This is a genomic window from Bordetella flabilis (assembly GCF_001676725.1).
Lineage (GTDB): Bacteria > Pseudomonadota > Gammaproteobacteria > Burkholderiales > Burkholderiaceae_B > Bordetella_C > Bordetella_C flabilis.
The window spans coordinates 3,390,557-3,416,748 of sequence record NZ_CP016172.1 but is presented as its reverse complement, the minus strand read 5'-3'; the positions used below and the strand labels follow the sequence as shown (position 1 = coordinate 3,416,748).

The following is a 26,192-nucleotide window of genomic DNA, read 5'->3' as shown; positions in this document are numbered from 1 at the left end:
CTGTGTGACCCGGGAGCCTATCTCCGGCGCAACCGTCGATGCCTGCTGCCATCGTCCTGCTCGCTGTCACCGCGCTGGCCAACCTGCTGATGCTGGCTGTGCTGGGCTCGCTCGCGCGCAGCGGCATCGCCGGCATACGCGAATGCATACGCGGCGCGGTGCTGGTCTTCGTTTCACTGGTGCTGTTCGCCGGCCAGGTGGTGCTGCATCCTGTCCTGGGCGTCCTGGCCGCCAATCTGCTGATGGCCATCGGCACGGCGTATTACCTTGCCGCGGTGCTGCGCTTTTTCGGCAGGCCGGTGCCGCTGGCATGGCTGGCGCTGGCCGTGGGCGCCCAGACCCTCGTCATCGTGCTGTTCTGGCATGTATGGCCGGACACCGACATGCGGATCGCCGCCGTGTCGGTGTTGCAGGCGATCTTCACGGGCGCGACCGCGGTGGTGATCCATCGCTACCGTCCCCGGGAGCGCGCGGCGTATCCATACCTGTTCGCGCTTGCCGTCGCGGGCTTCGAGTCCGCGGGCCATGCGCTGCGGGCCCTGGTCTACGCCATGCGGTGGGAAAGCATGCCGAGCCTGGCACAGGCCACGCCGGCGCATATCGTGTTCCTGTCCATCGGTGTGCTGGCGGTGCCGAGCCTGATACTCGGCATGATCGTCATGGTCCACGACCGCATGCTGGCAGAGCGCGAGAGCGAAGCCAATATCGACTCGTTGACCGGCGTGCTGGCGCGCAAGGCCTGGTGGCTGCTGGCCGACCGGACGGTGGCCCGCGCCGTGCGCGGGGATCAGCGCTTGTCGCTCCTGATGGTGGATATCGACCGTTTCAAGGACGTCAACGACACCCACGGCCACGCGGTGGGCGACGCGGTGCTGCAGCACTTCGGCAAGGTGGCCACGTCCGTCCTGCGCCAGGAAGACATCCTGGGGCGGCTCGGCGGCGAGGAGTTCGCGGTGCTGTTTCCCGACACGCGCATCGACGCGGCGGCGTTCGCGACCAATCGCCTGCTGGGCGCGGTACGCGGGACGGCCTGCGTCACCGGCCAGCGCACGATCTCGTATACCTTCAGCGGCGGGCTGGTCGAATGGGACGGCGAGGAAAGCGCCGAAGCCCTGGCCCAGCGGGCGGATCGCGCCCTGTATGCCGCCAAGCAGGACGGTCGCGATCGCGTGGCGGTGCAGTACTGAGAACGCGCTACTCGCCGCGCCGGGATGCGCGCGTGTCGTGCTTCATGATGCGTTCCTTTTCCCGCGCCCAGTCCTTGTCGCGCGCGGTGTCCCGCTTGTCGTGCAGCTTCTTGCCGCGTCCCAGGGCGAAGTCGAGTTTGACCCTGCCGTCCTTGTAGTGGAGGTTCAGGGGGACGAGGGTGTAGCCGCGCTGTTCGACCTTGCCGATCAGCTTGCTGATTTCTTCCGCGTGCAGCAGCAGCTTGCGGGTGCGCGTCGCATCGGGATGGATGTGCGTGGAGGCAGTCGGCAGCGGACTGACGTGCATGCCCACGATCCAGAGCGCGCCATCGCGCACGATGACGAAGCTTTCCTTGAGTTGGACGCGGCCCTCGCGTATGGCCTTCACTTCCCAGCCCTGCAAGACCAGCCCGGCCTCGAAGCGGTCTTCGATGAAGTACTCGTGGGACGCCTTGCGATTGTCGATAATGCTCATGTGGTTTCCGCCAGCTCCCCGCCAGCTTGCGCGCCAGGCGGCGCTGTGTTTGGCCCTGCGGCGTACCCCGGAGTCCTGCACGCGGAACGCGTCGCGTGGAGCCGGCCCGGACTGGATGCCATGCCCACGGAATGCCATGCCCTGGGGTACAAGTGCCGGCTGCGGAAGGTGCCGCTTGCGCGTAGCCGGTAAAATCCTAGCATTCTAGCTATTTGCGACCACTGATGCACAAAGTCCAGCGTTCCGTCCTTGTTCCCTACAGCGACGCGCAGATGTTCGACCTGGTGGCCGGTGTCGAGCATTATCCCGAGTTCATGCCATGGTGCGGCGGCGCGGAAGTGCGCTCGCGGGACGAACATGGCATGCAGGCGTCCATCACCATCAGTTTCGCTGGCATGAAACAGCGCTTCACCACACGCAACACCCACGTGTTTCCCAGTCGTATCGACCTGGAACTGGTGGACGGGCCGTTTTCCACGCTGGTGGGCCATTGGCACTTCCAGGCGCTGGCGCCGGATGCCTGCAAGGTGCTGTTCACCATGGAGTATGAATTCTCCAACCGGGCGCTGGAGGCCCTGGTGGGCCCGGTGTTCAATCGCATCGCCACCAGTTTCATCGATTCGTTCACCAAGCGCGCCCAGGCGGTATATGGGGAATGAGGCCGCCGGCACCGTGGCTGTGTCGGTATGCCATGCGCGGCCTCATGAAGCCTGGCTCCGTGAAGTGACGCTGCCATGCGGGGCCACCGCTGCGGATGCCGTCGCGGCCAGCGGATTCGCCGAGGCCTTTCCCGGCCTGGACCCGTGGCAGGCCGGCGTCGGCGTGTTCGGGCGCGCCGTGGCGCCGGGCCATGTGCTGCGTGACGGCGACCGTGTCGAGATCTACCGGCCGCTGGCCTTCGATCCCATGGAGTCGCGGCGGCGCCGGGCCGCCCATCGGGCGCGCGCCGTGCCGGGGCCCCGCCCGCCGCGCACGCCCAAGGCGCCCCGCTGAAGGCAGGCCTCTTGAAGGGGCCTTTTGGAGACGCGCCCGCTCAGAGAGGCCCCTGAAGCGACTGGGTGAAGGCACCTGTTGCAAGCACCTCGTTGCAAGCAGCCGTTGAAGACCTCTGCGGACCGCCAACGGAAAGGGCTGGCTTGTCATGCTGTTTCCGTTTACGTTAACGTAAAGCGCGGGCACGCCCGCAACCGGACAGGAGACAGCAGACATGGACGTGGAACTGAGCGAGGAACAGCGGGCCTTTGCGCAGGCTGCGCGCGAATTCGCGCAAGGGGAGCTGGCGCCCCATGCGGCGCACTGGGATGCGCAGGGCATCTTTCCCCGGGATGCCTTTACGCGAGCGGGGGAATTGGGTTTCTGCGGGCTGTACGCGCCGCAGGACATCGGTGGCCTGGGGCTGCCGCGCATCGACGCGACGCTGGTGTTCGAAGAGATGGCGGCCGTCGACCCGTCGACCACGGCCTTCCTGACGATCCACAACATGGCGGCGTGGATGGTCGGCACCTGGGCGCAGCCCGCGCTGCGCGCGGAATGGGGCCCGCTGCTGTGCGCGGGCAGCCGGCTGGCGTCGTACTGCCTGACGGAGCCGGGTTCCGGTTCGGATGCCGCGTCGCTGCGCACGCGCGCCGACGAAGCAGGCGCGGAGTATGTACTGAATGGATCCAAGGCCTTTATCTCCGGCGGCGGCGATACCGACCTGCTTATCGTCATGGCGCGTACCGGCGGAGGGGGCGCGGGGGGCGTCAGCGCCTTCGCGGTGCCGGCCGACAGTCCGGGCATCACTTACGGCCGCAAGGAAGAGAAGATGGGCTGGAACAGCCAGTCGACACGGGCCATCGCGTTCGAGAACGTGCGCGTGCCGGCCGCCAATATGCTGGGCGAGCCGGGTCAGGGTTTCAAGATCGCCATGCGCGGGCTGGACGGCGGCCGCATCAATATCGCCACGTGCTCGGTGGGGGCCGCCCAGGGCGCCCTGGACGCCGCGCGCCAGTATATGCGCGAGCGCCGCCAGTTCGGCGCGCCGCTCGCCGATTTCCAGGCGCTGCAGTTCAAGCTGGCCGATATGGCGACCCACCTGGTGGCGGCGCGCCAGATGGTGCGCCTGGCGGCCTGCAAGCTGGATGGCGGCGCCCCCGACGCCAGCGCCTACTGCGCAATGGCCAAGCGCTTCGCCACGGACATGGGCTTCCAGATATGCCTGGATGCGCAACAGATCCATGGCGGCTACGGCTATTTGAAGGACTATCCATTGGAGCGGCTCGTGCGCGATACTCGCGTCCATCAGATCCTGGAGGGCACCAACGAGATCATGCGTGTGATCGTGGCTCGCCAGCTGTTGGAGAAGGGAGCGGACCTACGATGAACGAGCCGGTGCTTTTCGAGGAACGGGCTGCCCAAAATGGCATGCGCCTGGCGATTGCGACGCTGAATGCGCCGCAGATGCTCAATGGACTTTCGCTGGAAATGGCGCACCGCCTCGACGAGCGGCTGGTGAAGTGGGCGGACGACCCGGCGATCGCGGTGGTGGTATTGCAAGGCGCCGGCGACAAGGCATTCTGCGCCGGCGGCGACTTGCAAGGCCTGTATCGCAGCATGCGTGAGTCCCCCAAAGGAGACGCCTGGGCCAATCGCTATGCGCGCGAGTTCTTCGAGGTGGAGTACCGCCTGGATTACCGCATCCACACCTATCCGAAGCCCGTACTGTGCTGGGGGCATGGATTCGTCATGGGCGGCGGCATCGGGTTGATGATGGGCGCCAGCCACCGCGTCGTGGACGAGACATCCAAGCTGGCGATGCCGGAAATCACCATCGGGCTTTTTCCCGATGTCGGCGGCAGCTGGCTGCTCAACAACATGCCGGGCAGTACGGGCGTGTTCCTGGCGCTGACCGGGGCACAGCTCAACACATCCGATGCCTTCTATGCCGGCCTGGCGGATTTCCGCCTGCGTGCGGCGGATTGGCCCAGGCTGATGGACGCCTTGCTGGCGCAGCCCTGGGCCGGCAGTACCGGCGCGATAGGCGGCGAAGAAAAAGGTCCTGCCTTCGCGCCGCGGTCCATGAACGACGGCCTGCTGCGCCAGGCCCTGCTGGCCATGGAACCGGCGGATGTGCTGGAGCCGGGGCCGCTGCGGCAGCACGCCTTCCAGATCAACAACCTCTGCGCTGGCACGCAGCTGGAGGAGATCTACGCCGATGTGGCGGCCTTGAAGGATCATGCCGATCCCTGGCTGTCCAAGGCGGCGCGCACGATGCTGGCCGGCTCCCCGGGTACGGCGCGGCTGGCGTTCACGCTGTTGCAACGTATGCGCCAGCGTTCGCTGGAAGACGTTTTCCGTGCCGAATACATCGCCGCGCTTCATGCGGCGGCGCACGGCGATTTCGCCGAAGGGATACGCGCCTTGCTGATCGACCGGGACCGGCAGCCGCGCTGGAACCCGGCCACGCTGGAAGAGGCCAGCCGGGACTGGGTACAGAAATTCCTCGTGGAGCCGTGGCCGCCGGAGCAGCCGCATCCCCTGGCGGACCTCGGCGCGGTGTAGTACCGGCCGCCGCGCCCGGCGGGGCTTCGCAAGGCTATCCAACGATCAAGGAGACAGCAATGAACAGGATCGCGTTCATCGGCTTGGGGAACATGGGTGCGCCCATGGCCCTGAACCTGGCCAAGGCCGGCCACGCGCTGGTGGTGTACGACCTGCTTCCCGCCGGGGTGGCGCAATTGACGACGGCCGGCGCGCAGTCCGCGGGCTCGGCCAAGGAGGCCGTGGCGGGCGCGGACATCGTGATCACCATGCTGCCGGCCAGTCAGCACGTGGAAGGGCTGTACCTGGGCGAAGACCTGCTGGCGCACATCGATCCGAAGGCGCTGGTGATCGACTGCAGCACGATTGCGCCGGAGGCCGCGCGCAAGGTTGCGGCCGCGGCCCAGGCGCGCGGCATATCCATGCTGGACGCGCCCGTGTCCGGCGGCACGGCGGGCGCGGCCGCCGGCACGCTGACTTTCATCGTGGGCGGCGATGCGGGCGCGCTCGCGCGCGGCAGGCCGGTGCTGGAGCAGATGGGCAGGAATGTGTTCCATGCCGGGCCCGCCGGCTCGGGGCAGGTGGCGAAGATCTGCAACAACATGCTCCTGGGCGTCCTGATGGCGGGGACGGCGGAGGCGCTGGCCCTGGGGGTCGCCAACGGCCTGGATCCCAAGGTGCTGTCGGAAATCATCGCCAAGAGCTCGGGCCGCAACTGGGCGACGGAAGTCTACAACCCGTGGCCAGGCGTGATGGACAACGTGCCGGCCTCGAGGGGCTATGCGGGAGGATTCGGGACCGACCTGATGCTCAAGGATCTCGGCCTGGCTTCCGAGGCGGCGGTGGCGACGCGCTCGTCGACGCCGCTGGGGGCGCTGGCGCGGAATCTCTACGCCATGCATAGCGCCGGCGGCCATGGCAAGCTGGATTTCTCCAGCATCGTGCGGCTGTTCAAGGGTGGGGATTAAGGCGCTGCCGGGATGGCGTAGTATCTCGGGCGTCCATGCGATTCGAGATTCCAATGCCGGCTCCAGAACATCACCGCATACACCGTAGTGGCTGGTTGCGCGCCGCCGTGCTGGGCGCGAACGACGGCATCGTCTCCACGGCCAGCCTGATCGCCGGAGTCGCCGCGGCGCAGTCCAGCCACGGCGCGATATTGACCGCCGGGCTGGCCGGATTGGCGGCCGGGGCGCTGTCGATGGCGGCCGGCGAATATGTATCGGTCAAATCACAAGCCGATGTAGAGCGCGCGGACTTGAAGCTGGAACAGTATTCTTTGAAGCGCAACTCCGCGGATGAGCTGCAGGAGCTGACGCAGATCTACGTCCGGCGCGGGCTCGATCCGGCGCTGGCCAAACAGGTGGCCCGGGCATTGACCGCGCATGACGCCCTGGACGCGCATGCGCGCGACGAGCTCGGCATATCGACGCAGACGCGGGCCAGGCCCTTGCAGGCGGCCGTCGCGTCGGCCATGAGTTTCGCCGTGGGTGCGGCCTTGCCGCTGTTGCTGGCCTTGCTGGCGCCCGGGTCGGCGATCCAGATCCCGCTGGTGGCGGCGGGTTCCATCGCCTGCCTGGCCTTGCTCGGTGCCGTCGCCGCGTGGGCGGGGGGCGCGCCGAAGACGGCGGCGATGCTGCGTGTGTCGACGCTGGGCGCGCTTGCGATGGCATTGACGGCCGCCGTCGGAGCCCTGTTCGGGGCGGCCGTTTGATAGCGGGGCGGCGGGCATCTGTCTCCCTATATCCTATTTTGCTCGATATTGGGGAATACACCCAGTGACAGGCTGACAGCGTCCTTCCAGAATACGCGCCACATCGTGATTTGCCCAAGAAGCCGGTGATGCACGATAGGCCACGGAATATCCTTCCGCACGGCTGTCGGTGCCGTGCCGCTCAACCCTAGCGGAGATTGCTCGCATGAATTTGCTCCAACGCCTTACCCCTGTCGCGCTCGCACTGGGTGCGCTTACTTTGGCGGGCGCGGTGCATGCCGCCGATACCATCAAGATCGGCATTCCCCAGCCCATGACGGGTCCCAACACGCAGTATGGCGACCAGATCCAGGCTGGCGCCCTGACGGCGATCGAAACCATCAACGCCAAGGGCGGCGTGAAGGGCAAACAACTCGAACCCATCCTGATCGACGACGGCTGCGAACCGAAGCAGGCCGTCCCGGCGGCCAACCGGGTCGTCAATTCGGGCGCCAAGTTCGCGGTGGCGCATGCCTGCTCGGGCGTGACGGTGCCGGCGGTCAATGTCTACGAACAGGAACATATCGTCGCCATCACCCCGGGGGCGACCTCGCCGCTGGTGACCGACACCATCAAACCGCATTACTTCTTCCGCACCATCGGGCGCGACGACCAGCAGGGCCCTTACGCGGCGAACTATATCGCCAAGACGGTCAAGCCCAAGAAAGTCGCCGTACTGCATGACAAGCAGACCTATGGTTCCGGCGTGGCGACGCAGGTGCGCGATACCCTGAAGAAAGATGGCGTCAACGTGGTGCTTTTCGAAGGCATCAACGTCGGCGACAGCGACTATTCGGCGGTGATCACCAAGCTGAAGTCGGCGGGCGTGGACTTCGTCTATTTCGGCGGCTACCACCCCGAACTGGGCCTGCTGCTGCGCCAGTCCCGCGAACAGGGCCTGAAAGTGCAGTTCATGGGCCCTGAAGGCACGGCCAACCAGGATCTGGTGGCGATCGCCGGTCCCGCCATCGAAGGCCTGCTCGTGACGCTTCCGTCGGACTTCACCAAGCTGCCCGGCAACGAGGGCATCGTAAAGGCCTTCAAGGACAAGAAGCGCGACCCGGACGGCGCCTTCCAGATGCCGGCCTACGCCGCGGTGCAGATCCTGGCGGACAGCATCACCGCCGTGGGCGAAGACCCCAAAAAGGTCGCCGACTATATGCATCAACACTCTTTCAACACTGCCATCGGCAAGGTCGAATACGATGCGAAGGGCGACCTGAAGAACTTCGAGTTCGCCGTGTTCAAGTGGGACAAGGACGGCAAGAAGACGCAGCTGTAATGGTGCGCCCCGTTTTGCAGCGGGGTTCCATCCGAACGCCCAGGTTTCCGGCTCCGGGTCGTATTACCGGGGCCGGAACTATTTGGAGCCTGAATAAGATATGTCTGACCTTCTTCCGCAATTGACGCAACAGTTCTTCAATGGACTGTCGCTGGGCGCGATCTACGCCTTGATCGCGATCGGGTACACGATGGTGTACGGCATCATCGGCATGATCAATTTCGCCCACGGCGAAATCTATATGATCGGCGCCTATGTGGGGCTGGTGACGCTGACGGCGATCGGCACGCAGAGCGGTTTGCCGGTGCCGCTGATCGTGGCCGCCATGTTGATCGTCGCGATGGCGGTGACCGGTGTGTACGGCTTTACCGTGGAGCGCGTGGCGTATCGCCCCCTGCGCGGCAGCCCGCGGCTGGTCGCGTTGATCTCGGCGATCGGCATGTCCATCTTCCTGCAGAACTGGGTGGCCCTGGGGCAGGGCGCGCGCGATATGGCGGTGCCCAACATCATGAGCGGCGCCATCAGTTTCGGCATGGGCAGCAACTTCGACGTGACGGTGCCGTATTCGCGCATCATGATCATCGTCGTCACGGTCGTCCTGATGATCGCGCTGTCGCTGTTCATCAAGTACTCACGCATGGGCCGTGCCTCCCGCGCCTGCTCGCAGGACATGCACATGGCCAATCTGCTGGGCATCGATACCAACCGCGTCATCTCGTTCACCTTCGTGCTCGGCGCGGTGCTGGCCGCGGTCGGGGGCGTGCTGATCGCCTTGACCATCGGCAAGCTGAACCCCTTCATCGGCTTCATCGTGGGCATCAAGGCCTTCACGGCGGCGGTGCTCGGCGGCATAGGCAGCATTCCGGGTGCGATGCTGGGCGGGGCGCTGCTGGGCCTGGTGGAGACCTTCGCCGCTGCCTATATTTCTTCGCAGTACAAGGACATCGTCGCCTTCCTGCTGCTTGTGTTGATCCTCCTTTTCCGGCCCACCGGTCTGTTGGGTAAACCCGAGGTGGAAAAAGTCTGATGGCGAACCAAATCAAGAATGCATTCATCGCCGCCATATTGACGGCGTTCATCGTGACGCCGGTCTTCGGCCTGCAACTGGTGCGCCAGGGGGCGCGCACGCTGATGGACCCGCATTGGAGCAATGTGCTCATCGCCATGGCGGTCGTCTTCGTCGGGCAGTTGTTCCAGCCCTGGCTGGCGCTGCCGTTCAAGCGCATGAAGTCCGCGCTGCCCACGCTGCCCGCCGCGCCGGTGCAGCACCACAAGTGGCTGATCGTGCTGGTCGTGGCGGTGGCCGTGCTGTGGCCGTTCTTCAGCGATCGCGGGTCGGTGGACATCGCCACGCTGGTGCTGATCTACGTCATGCTGGGCCTGGGCCTGAATATCGTCGTGGGGTTCGCGGGCCTGCTGGACCTGGGGTTCGTCGGCTTCTATGCCGTAGGCGCCTATACCTACGCCCTGCTGTATCACTGGGGCGGCTGGAGCTTCTGGGAAGCCCTGCCTTTTTCCGGCGCGATGTCGGCGCTGTTCGGTTTCCTGCTGGGTTTCCCGGTGCTGCGTTTGCGCGGCGATTACCTGGCTATCGTGACCCTGGGTTTCGGCGAGATCATCCGCCTGTTGCTGATCAACCTGAACTGGCTGACCGGCGGTCCGGACGGCATTTCCGGCATACCCAAGCCTACGGTGTTCGGATTCGAGATGACCCGCACCGCCAGTGTGGAGGGGCAACGGACCTTTCACGAACTGCTGGGCCTGACGTTCCAGAACCAGCACGTCATCATCTACCTGTACCTGATGGCCTTGATGCTGGCCCTGATCACGCTGTTCGTGTCGACCCGGCTCAAGCGCATGCCCGTCGGTCGCGCCTGGGAGGCCTTGCGCGAGGATGAAATCGCGTGCCGGTCGCTGGGGCTGAACCCGACCCGCATCAAGTTGTCGGCCTTCACGCTGGGCGCCATGTTCGCCGGTTTCGGCGGCGCCTTTTTCGCGGCGCGCCAGGGCCTGGTCAACCCCGAATCGTTCACCTTCATCGAGTCCGCGCTCATCCTGGCCATCGTGGTCCTGGGCGGCATGGGCTCGCAGGTGGGCGTGATCCTCGCCGCCATCCTGCTCACGGTCCTGCCGGAAGTGGCGCGGGAGTTCGCCGAATACCGCATGCTGATGTTCGGGCTGGTCATGGTGCTGATGATGATGTGGCGGCCGCAGGGCCTGCTGCCGATGAAGCGTCCTCATGTGGAGCTGGACAAATGAGCGACGTCCTGTTGAAGGTATCCGGACTGTGCATGCGGTTCGGCGGCCTGCTGGCCGTGGACCATGTCGAATTCGACGTCAAGAGCGACGAAGTGTTCGCCATCATCGGGCCCAATGGCGCGGGCAAGACTACCGTCTTCAATTGCGTGGGCGGCTTCTACAAGCCCACGGCCGGCGAGATCACCATGGACGGGCGCGGCATCACCGGCCTGCCCAGCCACGGCGTGGCGCGCCATGGCCTGGTGCGCACGTTCCAGAACGTGCGGCTCTTCAAGCAATTGACAGTGCTCGAGAACCTGCTGGTGGCGCAGCACACCCAGGTCGATACGCGGCTGTTGTCCGGGTTGTTGAAGCTGAAATCCTATCGGCAGTCCGAGGCCGACGCACTCGCCCGCGCCGCGCAGTGGCTGGACTTCATGGGCCTGCGGCAGTACGCCAACCGCGAGGCCGGCAACCTGGCCTACGGCCATCAGCGCCGCCTGGAAATTGCCCGCTGCATGATTACCAAGCCGCGGCTGCTCATGCTGGATGAGCCGGCCGCTGGCCTGAATCCCCAGGAAAAGCAGGACCTGCAGCGCCTGATCGACCGCCTGCGCCGTGAATTCGGCGTGGCGGTGCTGCTCATCGAGCACGACATGAGTCTGATCATGGGCATCTCCGACCGCATTCTGGTCATGGAGCATGGCAAGCCCATCATGACAGGCACGCCGCAGGCGGTGCGCAGCGATGAGCGCGTCATCAAGGCGTACCTGGGAGAAGAATAATGCTGAAGCTGGAGAACGTGCACACCTATTACGGCGCCATCCAGGCGCTCAACGGTGTGTCGGTGGAAATCAACAAAGGCGAGATCGTCACCTTGATCGGCGCCAACGGCGCGGGCAAGACCACCTTGCTGATGACGGTCTGCGGCAACCCGCGCGCGCGCTCGGGCACGATCACGTTCGAAGGCCAGGACATCACGAACCAGCACACGCATCACATCATGCGCAGCGGTGTCGCGATTTCCCCGGAAGGACGCCGGGTCTTCAAGGACCTGACGGTGGCGGAAAACCTGATGATGGGCGGTTTCTTCGCCAGCCGGGCGGAGGTGCAAGCCGGACTGGAGCATGTGTACGGCCTGTTCCCGCGCCTGAAGGAGCGGGCCGACCAGCGCGCAGGCACCATGTCCGGCGGGGAACAACAGATGCTGGCCATCGGCCGGGCGCTGATGACGCGCCCACGCCTGCTGCTGCTCGACGAGCCCACGCTGGGCCTGGCGCCGCTGATCATCGCGCAGATCTTCGACATCATCCGCACCATACGCGACCAGGGCGTGACCGTCTTCCTGGTCGAGCAGAACGCCAACAAGGCCCTGCAGGTGGCAGATCGCGGCTATGTGCTCGAGAACGGCAGGGTAGTGCTGCAGGACACCGGCGCCAACCTGCTCGTGAACCCGGATGTCCGCAAGGCGTACCTGGGTGGGTGAGGTGGCCCGCATGCCGCTGCATGCATGCGGCTGCGCCGCTGGAGCCCCGCGGTCATGAGACCGGCCTCCGGGCTATCGTCATGCGGCTGGGGCGTTCGCGTCGGGTCATGAGGCCGCGCGGGCGGCCTGGGCCTAGGCGGCCGCGGATGCCGGCAGGCAGTCGGCCTGGTAGCGCTGGATCACCGCCAGGGCCAGCGCGTCGATGGAATCCGTCAGGACCACGTCGAATTCCGGACGGCGGTCGTGCGGAATGGCCAGGGGCAGTTCCGTGCATCCCAGCACGACTGCCACGGCTCCACGCGAAGCCAGCAAGCGCACGCCGGCCGCGGCCGGTTCGTAGGCTTCGGCCAGCCTGTTCGCCTTGACGGCCAGAATGGATGCGGTGCAATACGCCGCGATTTCGTCTTCCGTCGGCACCACGCATTCGTAGCCGTGCTGCGCCAGGTGCCGTTGGTACAGGCCCAGGCGCAGGGTCGCCTCGGTGCCCATCAGTCCGATCCGTCCGCTGTGTATGCCGCGGCGGCGCAGGTCTTCCACGACGGACTCCACGATATGCAGCACCGGCGCGCGCGAGGCCTTGGCCATGGCCTCGTACCAGAGATGCGCGGTGTTGCAGGGCACCGCGATCAGGCGCGCGCCGCTCGTGTTGAGGAACTCCACGCCGTGCAACAGGTAGGGCAGCGGATCCTCGCCGCCGCGCGTGGCGGCCGTGCGGTCCGGCACCCGTGGGTCGTTCAGCAACAGGGCGGGGATGTGGTCCTGGTCGCGGTCGGCGGGGGTCAGGGCGGACAGGCGCAGCGCGAAGGCGGCGCCGGCCATCGGGCCCATGCCGCCCAGGATGCCCAGATAGCAGCCAGGATGCCGGTAATTCACGCAATCACTCCGTGGTTCGGGTAGGGGTCAGGACCATGCCGGGGCGCGCCGTGCCGGCCGCGCCGTCCTGCCACACCCGGCGCCCGTTGACCCAGACGCCCTGGATGCCCTGACTGATCTGTATCGGATCCTCGAAGGTGGCGCGGTCGGCCACGCGGTCGGGATCGAACAGGACCAGATCCGCATAATAGCCCGGCTGCAGCAATCCACGCTCCGCCAGGCCATAGTTGCGGGCGGCCAGTCCCGTCATCTTGTGCACGGCCTGCTCCAGCGACAGCACCTCCTGCTCGCGCACCAGGGTGCGCAGGACATTGGTGAACGTGCCCCACTGGCGCGGATGCGGATGCGGATCGAAGGGCAAGCCATCCGAACCCACCATGGCCAGGGGATGGGCCATGATGCGGCGCACGTCCTGTTCGTCGAGCAGGAAGTAGATCGCGCCGGCGGGCGATAGGGTCTGCAGGGTTTCCTCGTCGCCCAGGCCGAGTTCGCGCATGACATCGGCGAAGTCGCGTCCCTTGGCCTGCGGGTATCCCTTGGACCACGTAATCATCGCGCGCCGCGAAATGCGCACGCGGTCCAGCCGCAGCATGGTGGAGGTGGCCGGATACGGATGGCAGTCCAGGCAGACCGGCTGCATGCCGCTGGCGCGTTCGATCATGGCCAGTGTTTCGGCCGAGCGGCCATGGTTCTTCCCGCCGGCCAGCTTGTGGTGCGAAAACACCACCAGGCAATCCAGCGCGCGGCCGATGTCCAGGGCCTCCTGCATGGCGGGCACGATGTGGTCGGCCTCGTCGCGCAGATGGGTGGCGTACAGGCCGCCGCGCGCGCGGATGGGCGCGCCCACGTCGATGATTTCCTGGGTCGGAGCGTGCGCGGCCGGCGGGTAGAAGGTGCCGGTGGACATGCCGAAGGCGCCCGCCTGCATCGCTTCCTCCATCAGGTCGCGCATGGCGGCGATTTCCTCGGCGGTGGCGGGGCGCTGCGTGTCGGCCATCGCCGCCACCCGCAGGGTGGTATGCCCCACCAGCGGAATGACATTGACGGCCGGCGGAGCGGCGCGCAAGGCGTCCAGCCAGGCGGCGAAGCTGCGGAAACGGAACAGCGACGGCGGCCCCAGCAAATCCAGGGGCTGCGGGACCTGTTCGCGAACCAGGGGCGCCAGGCTCACCCCGCAATTGCCGGTCACCACGGTAGTGATACCTTGCGAGACCTTCGGCGTCATATCCGGGTGGGCCAGCAGGTAGCCGTCATCGTGGGTATGCGAGTCGATGAAGCCCGGCGCCAGCACCTGACCCCGCGCGTCCAGGACGGGAAGGTCCGGATGCTCGAAGCGGCCGATGCCGGCGATGCGGTCGCCAGCGATGGCGACGTCGGCCGCGTAGCGAGACTTGCCGCTGCCGTCGATGACGGTGGCGTTGCGCAGGATCAGGTCGGGCTGCATATCAATCCAGTTTTTCGATCTTGGCCGTTTCGATGATATCGCGCCATTTGGCGGTTTCGCGGTCGATCAGCTTCCTGAAATCGGCGGGACTGCCGCCGGCCGGTTCGGCGCCCAGGGTGGCCAGGCCCTCGCGGACTTCGGGAGCCTTCAAGGCCTGCGCGATGTCGGCGTTGATCTTCTGGACCACGTCCTGGGGCGTGCCGCGCGGCGCGACGACGCCGCCCCAGGCCACGGTCTCGTAGCCTTTCAGGCCGGATTCGTCCAGCGTCGGGATGTCGGGAAACAGGGCCAGCCGCTTCAGGCTGCTCACGCCCAGCGCGCGCACCTTGCCGCTCTTCACCAGGGGACCGGCTTCGGACGAATTGGCGAACAGGTAGTCGATACGTCCGCCCAGCAGGTCCTGGATGGCCGCGGGGCCGCCGTTGTAGGGAATGAACATGACATCGATCTTCGCCATGCTCTTGAAGAGTTCGCCGCCCATGTGGCCGGTGGTGCCGACGCCCGGGGCGCCGTACGACAGCCGGCCCGGGTTCTTGCGCGCGAGGGCGATCAGGTCCGCCACGCTGTGGGCTTGGGAATCGGCCGGCACAATCAGCACGTTGTACAGGTCGAACATGTGGATCACGGGCTCCAGGTCCTGGTCCACGTCGTAGGGCAGCTTCTTGAATAAGGAGCGGTTCACGGCCAGGGTATTGATGTTCCCGTAGCCGATGGTGTAGCCGTCCGCCGGCGCCCGCTTGATCACATTGATGCCGATGTTGCCGGCCGCGCCGGGGCGGTTTTCCACCACCACCGTGCCGCCTGTCTGCTTGGCCAATTGCGTGGTGACCAGGCGCGACAGCACGTCGGGCGAACCGCCCGCGGCGGACGGCACGACGAACGTCACCGGCCGCTGGGGCCAGTCCGATGCGGCGAGCGCGCTGCCTGCCAGGGTGGTGATGACCGCGGCGGCGGCCCATCGGCGAAACTGCTTGAATGTGGACATTGTCCATCCCCTTGTGTGATATGGGCCGCGCGGGGCGGCCCGAAGCCGGATCGTCCCGCCGTGGCGCCGCGCAGCGCATGCGGGCCATGCGCTGCGTGTGCCGCATGTGCCCGACGTGCCGATGTGCGCCATGTGCCGCCTCGGACAGGACCGGACAGCACACTAACACCGCCGTCGCGCGCCCCGCATATCAAAAAATATGGAAAACCTATAATCCCGTGTTATCCAAGGGCAAGGCCAGGAGCCACCAACGGCATGCGGGAAGAGGGGATGACGCAAGGCGGATTGGCGTCGCGGGTCGCGGATGCGGGACAGCGGCCGCCGCTTAATCTTCGCCAGATCGAGGTGTTCCGGGCGATCATGCTGTCGGGGTCCATCAGCGGCGCGGGGCGCATGCTGCATGTGTCCCAGCCGGCTGTCAGCCGGGTGCTCAGCCTGATGGAAAGCCGGCTGCGCTATGCCTTGTTCGACCGGTCGCGCAGCCGCCTGACCCCCACGGCGGAGGCGCGTCGCCTGTATGCCGAGGTCGAGCAGGTCTACAGCGGCATCCACCGCGTCAACGAGCTGGCCAGCAGCCTGGGAGAGTCGGGCGCCGGCATGCTGCGCGTGGTGTCCAGCGCCAGTTTCGGCCAGCGCATGATTCCCTGTGCCTTGCGCGAACTGCGGGCGCTGCGCGAGCAGGTCCGTGTGGATTACCGCAGCGCGACCTTCGACGAGCTGGCCGGGCACTTTCTGGGGGGGCATGCCGATATCGCGGTGTCCATGCAGCCGCCCGACCATCCCAATCTGGTCGCGGTGGAGCTGGGCCGGGTCGACGTGGTGTGCATCATGCCGCCGGACCATGCCCTGGCCACGCGTCCCGCCGTGCGGCCCGAGGATTTCGCCTCGGTGGCATGGGTGGGCTATCCGGCAGCTACGCCGCTGGGAAAGGTACTCGCGGCGTTTTTCGGTGCGACGGCACCCCAGCCCGCGGCTGTCGAGGTGCATTCGCCTGTGACGGCCGCCGCCTTCGTCCAGCAGGGCCTGGGCGCGGCCTTTGTGGATGCCTGGTGTGTCGACCCGGACCTGCGCCGCTCCATTGTGGTGCGCCCGATCGAGCCGGCGGCGCAGACCGGCATCTGGGCCACGTACTCGGCGCTGCAGCCGCTGCCGCTGATGGCGCGCCGCTTCCTGGAGGTTTTGCGCAAGGTCATCGAAGACGAGCCGGCGCCCGTGTTCGGGCTCCCGTCCTGAGCCTTGCGGCCGCGCGGCCCGCACGGGCGGCGGCGGATCCCGTTACGTCCTGATGCCTTGCGCACCGGTGCGCCGGTGTACAGTTTGCGCAGAAGTCGGTCGCCACGCGGGCCCGCAGGGGGATACTTGCAGGGGGAGCCACGCCATGACGCACTACGAATTGATCGGTTCGCGCGGTTGCGGTTCCGCCATTGTCGAGGCGGCCCTGCGCCTGGCGGGGTTGGATACCCACTTGACCGACCTGCCTTATCTGAAGCCGGGGCCCGGACGCGACCGGTTGCTCCGGCTCAATCCATTGGGCCAGGTTCCCACGCTGATACTTCCGGGTGGCGCCGTGCTGACGGAAAGCGCGGCGATGATTCTGCACCTGAACGATGTCGCCCCGCATGCCAACCTGGCGCCGGCGCCGGGCAGCTTCCAGCGGGTACGCTTTTTCGAGCTGTTGGTGCGCCTGACATCGGCGGTGTATCCGACCTTCACGTATGGCGATGAGCCGGAGCGCTGGACCGGGCCCGGCGATGCCGCGCGACGCCTGCGGGCGGCCACGGACGAACGCCGCGAAACGCTCTGGCGCAGCATCGATCAGCAGGTCGGAGCGCCGCACGTGCTGGGAGACCAGTTCAGCGCGCTGGACCTGTATGTGGCTGTCATGACGCGGTGGCGGCCGCGCCGGGCGTGGTTCGACCAGCACTGCCCGCGGCTGGCGGCGGTGGCGGAGCAGGCAGCCGGCCATCGCCAGGTGCGCGATGTGCTCCATCGGCATTTCTCCGGCGCTGGGGATTGAGGCGAGGTTGCCTTGGCGCGACGCAAGCGCGCCGCAGGGCGTATCCGACGTGGGCGCCAGGCAGGCCCCAGCCGCTCGCATCCAGGCGCCGCGCTCAGCGCCTGACGAAGGTGCCCAGCCGGTTTTCGTCCAGCAGCTCCACCGTCAAGGCGCAGGCATTGCCCGATGCGGCGACGATGAAATCCACGGCTGAAACCGATCCTTCGTTGGCGTTCTCGCCGTGCATGTCCATGACGAAGCGGTTGCCGTCCCAATGCCGCAAGGGGTATCGGGTTTGCTTCGGTCCCAGGACCAGCGCCAGGCCGCCGTTGTCCGCGACCACGGTGGCGTCGCCGAAATAGTCGTTGGCGTAGCGCCCCGCATAGGCATCGGCGTTCGCGGCAGGCGTCGGCTGCGCGGGCGGCGTCCTGCCCGCCAGGCTGCCGGAGGGGTCGGCAAAATGCGCGAAGACCTCGCCATAAGCGGCGCGCCAATCCCGGGTGATCGCGCCGAACTGGACCAGGTCGTTGAACTGCGCGATCAGCGTTTCGGGAACGCCGATGGGGGCGGCATTGGTCAGGACCACGATGCCTACGCCCGCCGAGGGAATGACGGCGAAGGCGGTGGCGGCGCCCAGCGCGAAGGCGCCGGAATGGCTGATTTCCGTGCGGCCGGACGGCTGCACGCCGACATTGAAGCCATAGCCGTAGAAACCGGCGCGGGCGTTCGGCGAGGCGGCGGGCGCCGATATCATTTGGGGTGTCATGGCGGCCAGCAGGGCGGCCGGCGCGACGATCTCGCGTCCGTCGACGCTACCTTGCCCCAGCAGCATGGCGAGCCATTTGGCCATATCGTTCGCGCTGGAGCTGACCCCGCCGGCGGGCGACTGCGCGTCCGGCTGGCGCTGGTACTTCGCCTGGTAGACGCCGCCGCTTTTGACATGGCCGTACGCCCGATTGGCGCGGCCCGCGAAATCCTCGAAGCGCGAACTGGTGGACGTCATCTGCAACGGGGCGTAGAGCGCCTGCTCGGACAAGGTGGCCCAGTCGCTTCCCGATGCGAGCGCCACGGCCTCGGCCGCAGCGGTCACGCCGAAGTTGGTATAGGCATAGGTCGCGCGGAACGGGGCCAGGGGCAGGAATCGCAGCCGTTGCAGGATCTCCGGCCGGCCATAGCCCAGGTCTTCCAGATCGTCGCCTGCATGGTCCGGCAGGCCGGAGCGATGCGCATAGAGATCCGCCAGCGTCAGGTTGTGCGTGACCCACGAGTCCGCCAGGGCGAAGCCCCGCATGGAACGGATGACGGGCTGGTCCCAGCCGACCGCGCGGATGCCCACCTGGCGCGCCACCACGGTGGCGCCCACCGACTTGGACAGCGACGCCAACTGGAAGACCGTATCGGCGTCCACCGGCGCGTCTTCGCCCGTCTTGCGCACACCCAGGCCCTTGGCGTATGCAACCCTGCCATCGCGCACCACGGCGATGGACATGCCCGGGATGCCGGTCTTGTCCATCAGGTCCTGGGCCAGCGCGTCCAGGCTCGCCACGGCGGCGTCGATCTGGCCGGGGGGAATGGGCAAGGCCGAGACTTCATTTGGCGGTATCGAAGCGGCGGGCGGGTCCGCCATTGCCGCAGCAGCGGCAAGCGCGCATACGATCGCCGACGTGAAGCGGGTCCAGCGTTCTGCCATGATGCGGCTCCGGTGTCCAGGGAACTGGGACGATGCGCCAGGCAAGCAGCCTGGACCGAGGCGCGATCCGCCCCGTGCGCCACCATATCGTTGCCGGCCGCGCTCCACAAGGCCTATTGCGGCCGAGTGCGATGCCGGCGTCGTTTCCCCCGCGACGTGGGCGCCTTAAGTGGGAAGCGGCCTCACGCCAGGCAAGCCCGGATGGTGGCCAAGGGCGCACACCGCCAGCTCACCCCGACAGGCGATCCAGCCGCAGGCGCGCGCGTCCGTCCGTCAGCCGTCGCATCGCGGCATAGGCGGTGCCGATCGCGGCCATGGCGCTGGCCCCGGCCAGCAGGAACATGATGAGGATCTGGTACTTCACGGCCTCCACGGGATCCATGCCGGCGATGATCTGGCCGGTCATGATGCCGGGCAGGGTAATGATGCCGGCCGCCGACATCTGGTTGATGGTCGGCACGATGCCGCGCCTGACGGAGGCGCGCAGCAGCGGCGAGAAGGCTTCGTAGGCGGTCGCCCCCAGTGCCAGTCGCGCCTCGATGCCGGCCTTGTCGCGGCGTACGCCCGAAAGCATGCCGTCCAGCGCCAGGCTGGCGGCGTTCAGGACGCTGCCCAGCACGATGCCTACCAGGGAAATCACGTAGCGCGGGTCATACCACGGGTCAGGCCGCAGCGCCGTATGCAGGATGAACAAGGCGGTGACCACGGTTGCCGTGCCCACCGTCAGCGCGCCCACCCACGCATTGCCATGGCCGCGCAAGCGCGCCTGTGGCCGGGCGGCCACTTCGCGCGCGGCCAGGGCCATCATCAGCGCCACCAGGGCGGCCGTGATCCAGGGTGTGTCATGGATGAATACCAGGCGCAGCAGGTGGCCGACCAACAGGAGCTGGGCCACGGTGCGCGCCGCGGCCCACACGATCTGCCGCTCCATCCGCAGCCGCAGCAGCAGCGATACCAGGGCGCTGAGCGCCACCAGGCAGGCCGCGATGGCAAGGTCGGAGGCATCCAGCCGTATGGCGTTCATGGATTCTCCCGGGTGCCCGCCTGGCTTGGGCCGCCCACGATCGCCTGGAGCGGCCCGCCCCGCACCGCTTCCTCCAGCCTTCCCTCGACGATGTGAAAGGTGCGATGGGCCAGGCGGCGGGCCTGCGCGGCGGCATGGGTGACGATGAGCGCGCTGGTTCCGGCGTCCAGGCGGGCCTGCAGTTCGGCCTCCACGCGGGCGGTCGCGTCCTCGTCCAGCGCCGCCGTGGGTTCGTCCAGCAGCAGGACGGCCGGCTCGTTCAGCAGGGCGCGCACCAGTCCCATGCGCTGCCGTTCGCCGGTGGACAGTTCGTGCACCTGGCAGCCCATCAGGCGCGCGGGCAGGCTCAGGCGTTCCATGAGGGCCAGGGCGTCCCCCATGCGGGCGCTGGTGGATGCGGGAAAGTGGGGCGCCACGCGGTCGTCCCACCAGCCGGCTTCCGCCTGGCAATACACCACCTGACGCCGCCAGGCCGGGCCGGACATGCCGCTGCGGGGCCGGCCGTCCAGCCGGACTTCCCCGGCCCCCGGGTCCAGGTCGGCCACCTGCCGGAGCAGCAGCGACTTGCCGGCGCCGGATGGTCCCATGATGGCCACGCATTCGCCCGCCGCCAATGTCAGGTCAACGGGCCGCAGCCCCGCTGGCGCTATGCCTTCCAGCGCGAGGCGCGCGGAAGGCGTGCAGGCCATACAGGGAGCAGAAAGCGGCGCGTGCGCGATACGTTTAAGATATTGGGTCATCCGGTCCGATATATTGGGCAGATCAATTGATCCTGTCTACGTGGCGGGCCAGGGGAGCACAGGCCGCTTTCTTTGTCTGGAGACGTCTTCGGACCGGCATCGCTCCGCATCGCTTTTCATCATGACCTCCTCATCGACCAACCCGGCCGCCATCGGTTCCCGCGCGGCGCCGGCGGCACGACCCGCCCCGCAGTTGACCCGCGGAACAGCGGGTTATCGCAACGCCAACTGGGCCTTGTTCGCCGCGGGTTTTTCCACCTTTTCGCTGATGTACTGCGTGCAGCCGCTGCTGCCGCTGTTCGCCGAGCACTTCGGCGTATCGCCCACCCAGAGCAGCCTGTCGCTGTCGCTCACCACGGGTTCGCTGGCGCTGGCGATATTCGCGGTGGGATTCTGGTCCGGCCGGCTGCCGCGCAAACGCATTATGGCGGTGTCGTTGTTCGCTTCGGGCCTGTTGACCCTGGCGGCGGGGCTGACTCCGGATTGGCATGCGCTGCTCGTCGTCCGCGCCTTGCAGGGCCTGGCGCTGGGCGGCGTGCCGGCTGTCGCCATGGCGTATCTGGCCGAAGAGGTGGCCCCGTCGGACCTCGGTTTCGCAATGGGGCTTTATATCGGGGGCAGCGCCTTCGGCGGCATGGCCGGCCGCGTCATGGCGGGGCTGGTCGCCGACCATGCCGACTGGCGCATCGCGATGGTGGTGGTCGGCCTGGTCGGCATCGCGGCCGCCGTGCTATTCGTGTTGCGCCTGCCGCCGTCGCGCCATTTCACGCCCCGGCGCGGCGGCGGGTGGCAGGCGGCGCGCGAAGGCATCGCCACGCATCTGGTCGACGTCAACCTGCTTTCGCTGTTCACGCTGGGCTTCCTGCTCATGGGCGGCTTTGTCACCATCTACAACTATGCCGGCTTCCGCCTGCTGGCGCCGCCGTACAGCTTGAGCCAGTCGGTGATCAGCGCGATCTTTACCGTGTATGTGGTCGGGATATTCGCCTCCGCGCTGTTCGGCCGCCTGGCCGATCGGCATGGCCGTGGGGCGATGCTATGCCTGGGGGTGGCGACCATGCTCGGCGGGACGCTGCTGACGCTGTCGTCGATGCTGGCCCTCGTGGTCGGCGGCGTGGTGCTGGCCACCTTCGGTTTCTTCGCCGCGCATTCGGTGGCGAGCGGCTGGGTGGGGCAACTCGCGCGCGGCCACAAGGCGCAGGCGGCGTCGCTGTACCTGCTGGCGTACTACCTGGGGTCCAGTGTGCTGGGCTCGCTGGGCGGCAAGTGCTGGGAAGCCGGCGGCTGGAACGGCGTGGCGGGCCTGATCGGTACGCTGCTGGTGCTGGGGCTGGCCCTGGCGTGGCGGCTGCATGTGGTCACGGGCGGGTCCAGACGCCAGAAGGCCGGGAGCGCCTAGGGCGGACGGCGCGGGCCGGCGTCGGGCAGGCGCGTTTTCAGGATGGCCGTGCGCGGCGTCCACGTATGGTTTCGTGCAGCGCGATGGTCAGTCCGCCGGAGACGATGACGGCCGCGCCGATGTAGGCGACCGCATCCGGGGCTTCCTTCCAGAACACCCAGCCCAGCAGCGTGGCCCATACCAGCCCGGTGTAGTCGAAGGGCGCGACCACGGAAGCGGGCGCGATACGGAAGGCCTGCGTGATCAGCGTCAAGCCCAGGGTGCTGAACAGGGCCACGCCGGCGAAGAAAGGCCAATGCCCGGCTTGCGGCGTATGCCAGAACCACGGCAGCGTGACGGCGCTGCAAAGGCATTGCGCCACGACGATATACAGGCCGGTCGTCAGCACGCTTTCCCCGGGGCCGATCCGGCGCGCCGTCACCATCATCACGGCGTAGAGCATCGCCGTGACCAGGGGCAGCAGGGCGGCGGGCTGGAAGCTGGCCGTGCCGGGCCGCACGATCAGCACCACGCCCAGGAAACCCAGCACGATGGCTCCCCAGCGCAGTGCATCGACACGTTCCTTGAGGACGAAGACCGACAGCAGGGTGACGCACAGCGGCGCGGCAAACGAGATGGCCGTGGCTTCCGCGAAGGGCAGGTAGCGCAGGCTCGAATAGAACGCCGTGGCCGAGACCACGTTGATGGCTCCGCGCAGCAGGTGCAGCCCGGGATGGCGGCTGCGCAGCGCGCGGCGGCTGCCGAGCAGGCATACCAGCGCCACGACGAAGGGCAGGGCGATCGCCGCGCGCATGAACAGGATCTGGGTCGGGGGATAGGTTCCGCCCAGCCATTTCGCGATGGCGTCGCTGATCGTCAGGCACAACATGCCGAACACGATGCAGACGATTCCGGCGCCCGTGGCGGAACGGGGCGCTTCGGCGGCGGACATACCGGGGGCCCGTTCAGGAAGCCGCGGTGGCGCGCCAGGCGGCCCACGCGACCATGGCCCACGCCACGAGGAAAGCGGCGCCCCCCAGCGGCGTAATGGCGCCCAGCCAACGCGTGTTGGTGGCAGACAACAAATACAGGCTGCCGCTGAAGACCACGATGCCGCCGAACATGACCCAGCCGGCGGCGCTCCACAACGGCGAACCGAAGCGCTGGCTCAGCGCGGCGAGCGCGAGCAGGCCCAGGGCGTGGGCGATCTGGTACGTCACCGCGGTCTGCCAGACCGCGAGCATGTCGGCGGACAGCACGCGCTTGAGCCCGTGCGCGCCGAAGGCGCCCGCGCCCACCGCGAACAACATATTGAGTGCGCCTAGAAAAACGAATACCCGGTCAGTCATTGCAGGCCCTTTCACGGACAACGAGCACATCGCCCGCCGGTATTAGACACCAGCCCGCGGTCGCATCCCCGCGCGATGGCGTTGAACCCAGCCGCGTTTGATATGCGCAACGGCGCAGCGGGATGATGACAAGTGGCTGAAAGCTGTTTAGATTATCGGCACATATGGCAAGACCCGGTTTCATAAGCACACGATTGCATCACGACTACCGCAACGGCACATGAGGACAAACGGCAACGCGGATAACGGGCGTCTGCGCATCGCTTTGCTGGTCGACCGGTTCGGCCGGCACTTCGGCGGCGCGGAAGCTTATGGTGTGGAGCTGGTGCGGGAGCTCGCGCAGCGGCACGACGTCACGGTGATCGCGCGCGACTACGCCTGCGACCTGCAATTGCCCTATCTGCCGATACGCGTCTCGCGCTTGCCGGGGTGGCTGCGCCTGCTGTACTTCGCCTGGCGCGCGCGCCGCCTGACGCGGGGGCGTTTCGATATCGTGCATTCCCACGTTTCGGCCGGGGTGGGTAACGTACAGGTCGTCCATGTGACGCCGGTGCGCTACAAGCGCTTGAACGGCGCGGGCGCGGCGAAGCGTTTTTTTGCCTGGCTCAGCCCACGGATCGCCACCTATTTGTGCCTGGAGCGGCAGCGGGTCCGCGCTGTGCCGGGGCGGGGCCCCGGCCTGGTGGCCGTATCCGGGCTTATCGCGCAGCAGATGCGCGACAGTTACGGCAGCGACCTGGCCATCGATGTCATTCCGCCCGGCGTATGCCCCGCGGGTCCGCCGGATCCAGACCGGCGCCGCGCGACGCGGCGCAGGCTGGGTTGGGACGACGACACCATCGGATGCCTGCTGGTGGCGCGCAACCCGCTGCGCAAGGGGCTGGCGGCGTTGCTGGACGCGCTGGACGCATTGCCGCAGGCTTACCGGCTGCTGGTCGTGGGTACCGCGGAGGATGCGGCGCGCGCGGCCTGCGCGGCACGCGTCTCCGAGGGACGCGTCGTCCTGCTGGGACCGACCCCGGACGTCGCCACCTACTACGAGGCCGCCGACCTCTACGTGCATCCGACCCTGGGCGACAGCTTCGGCATGGGGCCGCTGGAAGCCATGGCGCATCGGCTGCCGGTGGTGTTGAGCGGCGCGGCGTACTGCGGCTTCGCGGCTTATCTGCGCCACGAGGAAGATGCGCTCATCCTCGACGATCCCCGCGACGGCGCCGCGCTGGCGCGGGCCCTGCATCGCCTGGCCACGGACCCGGCGCTACGCGACAAACTGGTGCGCCGCGGCGCGGAAGTGGTCGGCCGCCACAGCTGGAAGGCGATCGCCGAGCACTATGAGGCGCTCTACGCGAATATCCTGCGCAGGCAGCGAGGCCGCCGCCGGGCGGTCAACCATTAGGCACGTTGTGCAGCGAGCGCAGTTTGCGCAGTTCCGGGTACCACCACATCCACAGGGCGGCCACGACGATGGTGCCCACCCCGCCCACCACCACGGCCGGCACGGCGCCTGTCGCGGCGGCCATGACGCCCGCGCGGAATTCACCCAGCTGGTTCGACGTGCCGACGAAAAGCGTGTTGATGGCGCTGACCCGCCCCAGCATCTCGTTGGGCGTATTCAGCTGGACCAGCGATGAACGCACCACCACGCTGATCGCGTCGGCCGCGCCCAGCACCACCAGCGCCGCCACCGATACGGGTATGGACCGCGAATAGCCGAATACCACCGTCGCCAATCCGAAGACGAAAAGCGCGCCGAACAGCGTCATGCCGATATTGCCGGTCAGGTTCTTGCGCCCGAGGACCAGCGCCATGGCGACGGCGCCGCAGGCGGGCGCCGCCCGCAGGGCGCCCAGCGCCCACGGCCCGGCCTGCAGGATGTCCTTGGCGAAGACCGGCAGCAGCGCCGTGGCGCCGCCCAGCAGCACGGCGAACAAGTCGAGCGAGAGCGTACCCAGCAGGATGCGGCGGCTGGCAATGAAGGTGAAACCGGCGAACAAGGTGCGCCAGGTGGTCGGTTCCTTGCGGGCCGGCGCGCCTTCGGTCTTCATGCTCAGCATGGAATACAGGCCGGCCAGATAGCACGCCGCCGCCAGCGCATATACCCATCCCGCGCCCAGGCCATAGCCGACGCCGCCGAGCGCCGGGCCGGCGATCTGCGCGACCTGGTTCGAAGACGTGGACATGGCCGTGGCGCGTGGAATCAGGTGGCGCGGCACGACCGCCGGGATCAGGGCGGGCAAGGTCGGCGCCTCGAATGCGCGTGCCGAACTGATGATGATGATCGCCGCGTACACGATCAACTGGTCGGCATGGCCGGTCAGCGACACGGCGGCCAGCACGCCGGCCGCCACCGCCTCCAGCCCCATGCATACGGCGACGATCTTGCGCCGGTCGTAGCGGTCGGCGACATGGCCCACCAGCAACGTCAGCACCAGCATGGGGCCGAACTGCGCCAGTCCGATCAACCCCAGGTCCAGCGCGCTGCCGGTCAGCGCGTAGATCTGCCAGCCGACGGCAACGGAGACGATCTGGTATGCGAGGGAAGCGGCGAAACGCGCCAGGAGAAAGTGGGCGAAGGCCGGCCGGGTGGCTAGACGGTCGGCACTGTCGGGCGTGGCCATTGGAGCTGGATCGCTCTTGAGTCGGGAGGAAGCGGCAGATCGTAAACCAAAATCGGCATGCCGTCGTGGCGGCCTGGCCGGTGTTCAGCCCGCTGTCAAGCGGCCGCGGTGGACGCTCGTCCGCGCGCGTGATACCGTGCGCACGCCTTCGAGGG

26 protein-coding genes are annotated in these 26,192 nt (G+C 67.4%); 16 read left to right on the top strand and 10 right to left on the bottom strand.

Translation table 11 applies throughout. The annotated features are described in order from the left end of the window. Positions 1-38: 38 nt before the first annotated feature. Positions 39-1,187 carry a GGDEF domain-containing protein gene (locus BAU07_RS14995; protein WP_066659166.1) on the top strand — a complete coding sequence of 383 codons (1,149 nt, stop codon included), beginning with the start codon at positions 39-41 and terminating at the stop codon, positions 1,185-1,187. Between the two features lie 7 nt (positions 1,188-1,194). Here BAU07_RS14995 and smpB read toward each other — a convergent pair whose 3' ends face one another. Next, on the bottom strand, positions 1,195-1,662 hold the full coding sequence (gene smpB, locus BAU07_RS14990; protein ID WP_066659165.1) for an SsrA-binding protein SmpB: 468 nt from the start codon (positions 1,660-1,662) through the stop codon (positions 1,195-1,197). 224 nt (positions 1,663-1,886) lie between these two features. On the opposite strand from smpB, the gene BAU07_RS14985 reads away from it, so the two are divergent. From BAU07_RS14985 to BAU07_RS14935, 11 genes are all read left to right on the top strand, one after another. Then, complete coding sequence (locus tag BAU07_RS14985; RefSeq protein ID WP_066659163.1) at positions 1,887-2,321, top strand: type II toxin-antitoxin system RatA family toxin; 435 nt, start codon at positions 1,887-1,889, stop codon at positions 2,319-2,321. Beyond that, the gene (locus tag BAU07_RS14980) at positions 2,311-2,655 is read left to right on the top strand and encodes an RnfH family protein (protein WP_066659161.1); all 345 of its coding nucleotides are present in this window, start codon (positions 2,311-2,313) and stop codon (positions 2,653-2,655) included. The genes BAU07_RS14985 and BAU07_RS14980 overlap by 11 nt, the downstream gene beginning before the upstream one ends. Before the next feature lie 214 nt (positions 2,656-2,869). Next, positions 2,870-4,024 carry an acyl-CoA dehydrogenase family protein gene (locus BAU07_RS14975; RefSeq protein WP_066659159.1) on the top strand — a complete coding sequence of 385 codons (1,155 nt, stop codon included), beginning with the start codon at positions 2,870-2,872 and terminating at the stop codon, positions 4,022-4,024. Then, positions 4,021-5,202 carry an enoyl-CoA hydratase/isomerase family protein gene (locus tag BAU07_RS14970; protein WP_066659157.1) on the top strand — a complete coding sequence of 394 codons (1,182 nt, stop codon included), beginning with the start codon at positions 4,021-4,023 and terminating at the stop codon, positions 5,200-5,202. The genes BAU07_RS14975 and BAU07_RS14970 overlap by 4 nt, the downstream gene beginning before the upstream one ends. A gap of 59 nt (positions 5,203-5,261) precedes the next feature. Next, positions 5,262-6,149 carry a 3-hydroxyisobutyrate dehydrogenase gene (mmsB, locus tag BAU07_RS14965; RefSeq protein ID WP_066659151.1) on the top strand — a complete coding sequence of 296 codons (888 nt, stop codon included), beginning with the start codon at positions 5,262-5,264 and terminating at the stop codon, positions 6,147-6,149. 53 nt (positions 6,150-6,202) lie between these two features. Next, complete coding sequence (locus BAU07_RS14960) at positions 6,203-6,895, top strand: VIT1/CCC1 transporter family protein (protein ID WP_066659149.1); 693 nt, start codon at positions 6,203-6,205, stop codon at positions 6,893-6,895. 205 nt (positions 6,896-7,100) lie between these two features. Next, a complete protein-coding gene (locus BAU07_RS14955; RefSeq protein ID WP_066659147.1) occupies positions 7,101-8,216 on the top strand; it encodes a branched-chain amino acid ABC transporter substrate-binding protein in 1,116 nt (371 codons plus the stop codon). Positions 8,217-8,316: 100 nt separating this feature from the next. Beyond that, positions 8,317-9,243 carry a high-affinity branched-chain amino acid ABC transporter permease LivH gene (gene livH / locus BAU07_RS14950; RefSeq protein ID WP_066659140.1) on the top strand — a complete coding sequence of 309 codons (927 nt, stop codon included), beginning with the start codon at positions 8,317-8,319 and terminating at the stop codon, positions 9,241-9,243. Then, positions 9,243-10,475 (top strand): high-affinity branched-chain amino acid ABC transporter permease LivM, encoded by a 1,233-nt coding sequence (locus BAU07_RS14945; protein ID WP_066659138.1) that lies wholly within the window; start codon positions 9,243-9,245, stop codon positions 10,473-10,475. Before livH ends, BAU07_RS14945 begins: the two co-directional genes overlap by 1 nt. Further along, a complete protein-coding gene (gene livG / locus BAU07_RS14940; RefSeq protein WP_066659136.1) occupies positions 10,472-11,239 on the top strand; it encodes a high-affinity branched-chain amino acid ABC transporter ATP-binding protein LivG in 768 nt (255 codons plus the stop codon). The genes BAU07_RS14945 and livG overlap by 4 nt, the downstream gene beginning before the upstream one ends. Further along, on the top strand, positions 11,239-11,940 hold the full coding sequence (locus BAU07_RS14935) for an ABC transporter ATP-binding protein (protein ID WP_066659134.1): 702 nt from the start codon (positions 11,239-11,241) through the stop codon (positions 11,938-11,940). Before livG ends, BAU07_RS14935 begins: the two co-directional genes overlap by 1 nt. A gap of 132 nt (positions 11,941-12,072) precedes the next feature. On the opposite strand, the gene cuyB is transcribed toward BAU07_RS14935, so the two are convergent. From cuyB to BAU07_RS14920, 3 genes are read right to left on the bottom strand one after another with little or no spacing between them, the layout of a single operon-like run. Then, positions 12,073-12,759, bottom strand: a complete 687-nt coding sequence (gene cuyB, locus BAU07_RS14930; protein ID WP_232338350.1) for a cysteate racemase — start codon at positions 12,757-12,759, stop codon at positions 12,073-12,075. 58 nt (positions 12,760-12,817) lie between these two features. Further along, the gene (locus BAU07_RS14925; protein ID WP_066659131.1) at positions 12,818-14,257 is read right to left on the bottom strand and encodes an N-acyl-D-amino-acid deacylase family protein; all 1,440 of its coding nucleotides are present in this window, start codon (positions 14,255-14,257) and stop codon (positions 12,818-12,820) included. Position 14,258: 1 nt separating this feature from the next. Next, positions 14,259-15,242 (bottom strand): Bug family tripartite tricarboxylate transporter substrate binding protein, encoded by a 984-nt coding sequence (locus tag BAU07_RS14920; protein WP_066659130.1) that lies wholly within the window; start codon positions 15,240-15,242, stop codon positions 14,259-14,261. Between the two features lie 255 nt (positions 15,243-15,497). Between BAU07_RS14920 and BAU07_RS14915 the strand changes: the two genes are divergently transcribed. Both BAU07_RS14915 and BAU07_RS14910 read left to right on the top strand, forming a co-directional pair. After that, positions 15,498-16,475, top strand: a complete 978-nt coding sequence (locus tag BAU07_RS14915; RefSeq protein ID WP_415830301.1) for a LysR family transcriptional regulator — start codon at positions 15,498-15,500, stop codon at positions 16,473-16,475. 145 nt (positions 16,476-16,620) lie between these two features. Then, positions 16,621-17,259, top strand: coding sequence for a glutathione S-transferase family protein (locus BAU07_RS14910; protein WP_066659128.1), 639 nt, complete (start codon positions 16,621-16,623; stop codon positions 17,257-17,259). A 94-nt stretch (positions 17,260-17,353) separates the two neighbouring features. Here the strand turns inward: BAU07_RS14910 and BAU07_RS14905 are convergent, their stop codons facing one another. The 3 genes from BAU07_RS14905 to BAU07_RS14895 form a co-directional block, all read right to left on the bottom strand. Next, positions 17,354-18,928: a serine hydrolase gene (locus BAU07_RS14905; protein WP_066659126.1), complete on the bottom strand. Its 1,575-nt coding sequence runs from the start codon at positions 18,926-18,928 to the stop codon at positions 17,354-17,356. Between the two features lie 229 nt (positions 18,929-19,157). Further along, positions 19,158-19,952, bottom strand: a complete 795-nt coding sequence (locus tag BAU07_RS14900) for an ABC transporter permease (protein ID WP_066659124.1) — start codon at positions 19,950-19,952, stop codon at positions 19,158-19,160. Beyond that, a complete protein-coding gene (locus BAU07_RS14895) occupies positions 19,949-20,641 on the bottom strand; it encodes an ABC transporter ATP-binding protein (protein ID WP_066659122.1) in 693 nt (230 codons plus the stop codon). Before BAU07_RS14895 ends, BAU07_RS14900 begins: the two co-directional genes overlap by 4 nt. 172 nt (positions 20,642-20,813) lie before the next feature. Between BAU07_RS14895 and BAU07_RS14890 the strand changes: the two genes are divergently transcribed. Then, a complete protein-coding gene (locus BAU07_RS14890) occupies positions 20,814-22,091 on the top strand; it encodes an MFS transporter (RefSeq protein ID WP_066659119.1) in 1,278 nt (425 codons plus the stop codon). Positions 22,092-22,128: 37 nt separating this feature from the next. On the opposite strand, the gene BAU07_RS14885 is transcribed toward BAU07_RS14890, so the two are convergent. Then, a complete protein-coding gene (locus BAU07_RS14885) occupies positions 22,129-23,022 on the bottom strand; it encodes a DMT family transporter (protein WP_066659114.1) in 894 nt (297 codons plus the stop codon). Between the two features lie 13 nt (positions 23,023-23,035). Beyond that, positions 23,036-23,419: a DUF423 domain-containing protein gene (locus BAU07_RS14880; protein WP_066659112.1), complete on the bottom strand. Its 384-nt coding sequence runs from the start codon at positions 23,417-23,419 to the stop codon at positions 23,036-23,038. Positions 23,420-23,639: 220 nt separating this feature from the next. Here BAU07_RS14880 and BAU07_RS14875 point away from each other — a divergent pair, with 220 nt between their 5' ends. Next, a complete protein-coding gene (locus BAU07_RS14875) occupies positions 23,640-24,815 on the top strand; it encodes a glycosyltransferase family 4 protein (RefSeq protein ID WP_066659110.1) in 1,176 nt (391 codons plus the stop codon). Here the strand turns inward: BAU07_RS14875 and BAU07_RS14870 are convergent. Next, complete coding sequence (locus BAU07_RS14870) at positions 24,805-26,037, bottom strand: MFS transporter (RefSeq protein WP_066659108.1); 1,233 nt, start codon at positions 26,035-26,037, stop codon at positions 24,805-24,807. The genes BAU07_RS14875 and BAU07_RS14870 overlap by 11 nt on opposite strands. Positions 26,038-26,192 lie beyond the last annotated feature (155 nt).

What these genes read in the sequence shown, in the direction of transcription:
- BAU07_RS14910 (WP_066659128.1), top strand. Translation starts at nt 16,621, where the DNA reads ATGACGCACTACGAATTGATCGGTTCGCGCGGTTGCGGTTCCGCCATT.
- BAU07_RS14975 (WP_066659159.1), top strand. Translation starts at nt 2,870, where the DNA reads ATGGACGTGGAACTGAGCGAGGAACAGCGGGCCTTTGCGCAGGCTGCG.
- BAU07_RS14880 (WP_066659112.1), bottom strand. Translation starts at nt 23,419, where the DNA reads ATGACTGACCGGGTATTCGTTTTTCTAGGCGCACTCAATATGTTGTTC.
- BAU07_RS14945 (WP_066659138.1), top strand. Translation starts at nt 9,243, where the DNA reads ATGGCGAACCAAATCAAGAATGCATTCATCGCCGCCATATTGACGGCG.
- BAU07_RS14870 (WP_066659108.1), bottom strand. Translation starts at nt 26,037, where the DNA reads ATGGCCACGCCCGACAGTGCCGACCGTCTAGCCACCCGGCCGGCCTTC.
- BAU07_RS14920 (WP_066659130.1), bottom strand. Translation starts at nt 15,242, where the DNA reads ATGTCCACATTCAAGCAGTTTCGCCGATGGGCCGCCGCCGCGGTCATC.
- BAU07_RS14995 (WP_066659166.1), top strand. Translation starts at nt 39, where the DNA reads ATGCCTGCTGCCATCGTCCTGCTCGCTGTCACCGCGCTGGCCAACCTG.
- smpB (WP_066659165.1), bottom strand. Translation starts at nt 1,662, where the DNA reads ATGAGCATTATCGACAATCGCAAGGCGTCCCACGAGTACTTCATCGAA.
- BAU07_RS14955 (WP_066659147.1), top strand. Translation starts at nt 7,101, where the DNA reads ATGAATTTGCTCCAACGCCTTACCCCTGTCGCGCTCGCACTGGGTGCG.
- BAU07_RS14960 (WP_066659149.1), top strand. Translation starts at nt 6,203, where the DNA reads ATGCCGGCTCCAGAACATCACCGCATACACCGTAGTGGCTGGTTGCGC.
- BAU07_RS14980 (WP_066659161.1), top strand. Translation starts at nt 2,311, where the DNA reads ATGGGGAATGAGGCCGCCGGCACCGTGGCTGTGTCGGTATGCCATGCG.
- BAU07_RS14970 (WP_066659157.1), top strand. Translation starts at nt 4,021, where the DNA reads ATGAACGAGCCGGTGCTTTTCGAGGAACGGGCTGCCCAAAATGGCATG.
- BAU07_RS14885 (WP_066659114.1), bottom strand. Translation starts at nt 23,022, where the DNA reads ATGTCCGCCGCCGAAGCGCCCCGTTCCGCCACGGGCGCCGGAATCGTC.
- BAU07_RS14915 (WP_415830301.1), top strand. Translation starts at nt 15,498, where the DNA reads ATGCGGGAAGAGGGGATGACGCAAGGCGGATTGGCGTCGCGGGTCGCG.
- mmsB (WP_066659151.1), top strand. Translation starts at nt 5,262, where the DNA reads ATGAACAGGATCGCGTTCATCGGCTTGGGGAACATGGGTGCGCCCATG.
- BAU07_RS14875 (WP_066659110.1), top strand. Translation starts at nt 23,640, where the DNA reads ATGAGGACAAACGGCAACGCGGATAACGGGCGTCTGCGCATCGCTTTG.
- livG (WP_066659136.1), top strand. Translation starts at nt 10,472, where the DNA reads ATGAGCGACGTCCTGTTGAAGGTATCCGGACTGTGCATGCGGTTCGGC.
- BAU07_RS14895 (WP_066659122.1), bottom strand. Translation starts at nt 20,641, where the DNA reads ATGGCCTGCACGCCTTCCGCGCGCCTCGCGCTGGAAGGCATAGCGCCA.
- BAU07_RS14985 (WP_066659163.1), top strand. Translation starts at nt 1,887, where the DNA reads ATGCACAAAGTCCAGCGTTCCGTCCTTGTTCCCTACAGCGACGCGCAG.
- BAU07_RS14905 (WP_066659126.1), bottom strand. Translation starts at nt 18,928, where the DNA reads ATGGCAGAACGCTGGACCCGCTTCACGTCGGCGATCGTATGCGCGCTT.
- BAU07_RS14925 (WP_066659131.1), bottom strand. Translation starts at nt 14,257, where the DNA reads ATGCAGCCCGACCTGATCCTGCGCAACGCCACCGTCATCGACGGCAGC.
- BAU07_RS14890 (WP_066659119.1), top strand. Translation starts at nt 20,814, where the DNA reads ATGACCTCCTCATCGACCAACCCGGCCGCCATCGGTTCCCGCGCGGCG.
- BAU07_RS14900 (WP_066659124.1), bottom strand. Translation starts at nt 19,952, where the DNA reads ATGAACGCCATACGGCTGGATGCCTCCGACCTTGCCATCGCGGCCTGC.
- BAU07_RS14935 (WP_066659134.1), top strand. Translation starts at nt 11,239, where the DNA reads ATGCTGAAGCTGGAGAACGTGCACACCTATTACGGCGCCATCCAGGCG.
- livH (WP_066659140.1), top strand. Translation starts at nt 8,317, where the DNA reads ATGTCTGACCTTCTTCCGCAATTGACGCAACAGTTCTTCAATGGACTG.
- cuyB (WP_232338350.1), bottom strand. Translation starts at nt 12,759, where the DNA reads ATGGCCGGCGCCGCCTTCGCGCTGCGCCTGTCCGCCCTGACCCCCGCC.